At 42.4% G+C, this 1,822-nt stretch carries 2 protein-coding genes; one reads left to right on the top strand and one right to left on the bottom strand.

What is annotated here, in order from left to right; translation table 11 throughout:
• A partial coding sequence (locus Q8907_16865) for a hypothetical protein (GenBank protein ID MDP4275941.1) occupies positions 1 to 715 on the top strand: 715 nt, incomplete at its 5' end.
• Positions 716 to 830: 115 nt separating this feature from the next.
• On the opposite strand, the gene Q8907_16860 is transcribed toward Q8907_16865, so the two are convergent.
• A partial coding sequence (locus tag Q8907_16860; GenBank protein MDP4275940.1) for an Ldh family oxidoreductase occupies positions 831 to 1,822 on the bottom strand: 992 nt, incomplete at its 5' end.

Raw genomic sequence — 1,822 nt, 5'->3', positions numbered from 1 at the left:
TTATCCCTCGGCTATGTTTTCTTACACATTCATTGATAAATTCCTGACCGGCTATGTCGGAGTTGATGGCAGTCTGCAGAAAAACAGTTATTTGAGGATGGCTTCCGAGAACCAGTTTATTGTTCCGGGTTTACCTGTGAAAAATACCAGTTTGCTTTCGGCTTATTTTGGGTTGAAGGGCAATCTCAGTTCTGCAAGTAGTTTTGATGTCAGGGCAACCTTTACTTCAGCCGGCAATATGCATTTTTATGTCAATGATACGACTAACCAGCTTGGCAATCTTTTTAATGTGGTTTATGATAATCCGAATATTATTGATCTGAGTGGCGAATTTATTACCCGGCCTACTACTGAAATTGAAGTAGCAGCTAAAGCAAATATTTATAATTATTCCCTGACTAAGATTGACCAACCCTGGCATAAACAAAATTTTGACCTCACCTTATCCGGCAGTTATGACATGAAAGACAAAATTATCCTGAAGAGTGACATTTTTGTCATAGGAAAACGTTATGCTGAAGTTTTCACTCCTAAAGCCACTTCAAAAGAACTGAATTCGGTAGTTGATGTTAATCTTTCAATGGAGTACCGTTATACCAAAATCCTTTCGTTCTTTCTACATGTCAATAACCTGGCAGCTTCGAAATATTACCAATGGAACCAATACCCTTCTCAAAGGTTTAATATCATGGCTGGCCTGACTTATGCTTTATAAGTAAGAAGAAAAGTAATAACATAAAAAAAGTTGCAGGGAGAAAAAATAAACACTTTGCTTTCCCTGCAACTTTTTGTTTTTATAAAGGTTGAATGAAAACCTTTTAAATTTTGGATTACTGATCTTTAAAATCCAGTCCAAGTTTATCCGCAACTGATTTCAGATCCTTGATGATTGCAGGAATGACGTTTATTCCTTCTTTGCGGATTTTCACTTCAAGTTCCCTTTCAATATCACCCGGGATGAGCACAGGAGGCTGGCCTTCTGCAGATTTTGCATTTCTGAATGTTTCTATCCACTTGTCCATTTTACCTTTGAAATCCTCGGTGGTTTGAAAAGCATCAACACGCATGGCACCGAAGAAATGGCCGGTTCCTTCGCCGACTTTCTGGTCTAAAACCGGCAGATAGGCAACTGAAGGGGGTACGAATGGCCCGAAGTTGGCACCCGAAAGCACAGCCGAAAAAATATCCACAATAGAAGCCAGGCAATAGCCTTTGTGGCTTCCATGAACCCTGTCGCCTCCCAGCGTAAGCATGGAACCGCCTTCTTTCAGGATATTCGGATCGTCAGAGGGATGTCCGAATTTATCCTGGACATAACCCAGAGGCACCTTTTCTCCTTTTTTGGCAGCAACGGCCAGTTTCCCACGGGCAATAGGGGTGGTGGCAAAATCAGCTACAAATGGCGGCTGGTTCCCGGCAGGAATAGCCACTGCAATCGGGTTAGTACCCAGCAGGCGGCTTATAGAAAAGGTAGGAGCCACCAGTGGATTGGCATTGGTCATGCAAACACCGATCATATCATGCTCCAGGGCCATCATGGCATAGTATCCGGCGATTCCGTAATGATTGGAATTCCTTGTCGATACCCAGCCTGTACCGGCTGTTTTTGCTTTTTCAATGGCAATTTCCATAGAACGGGTAGCAGCAATCATGCCAATGGCTCCGTCGCCATCAACAACAGCTGTACTGGGTGTTTCATGCACAATTTTTATATCGGGATGGACATTGATGCGCCCTGCTTCCCATAATCTGAAATAATCAATGATCCGGATCATTCCATGAGAAGATAGGCCTCTTAATTCAGCTTTTAAAAAAACTTTTG

It is taken from the genome of Bacteroidota bacterium (assembly GCA_030706565.1).
In the GTDB taxonomy this organism is placed as follows: domain Bacteria; phylum Bacteroidota; class Bacteroidia; order Bacteroidales; family JAUZOH01; genus JAUZOH01.
This window is presented reverse-complemented; position numbering and strand designations above follow the sequence as displayed.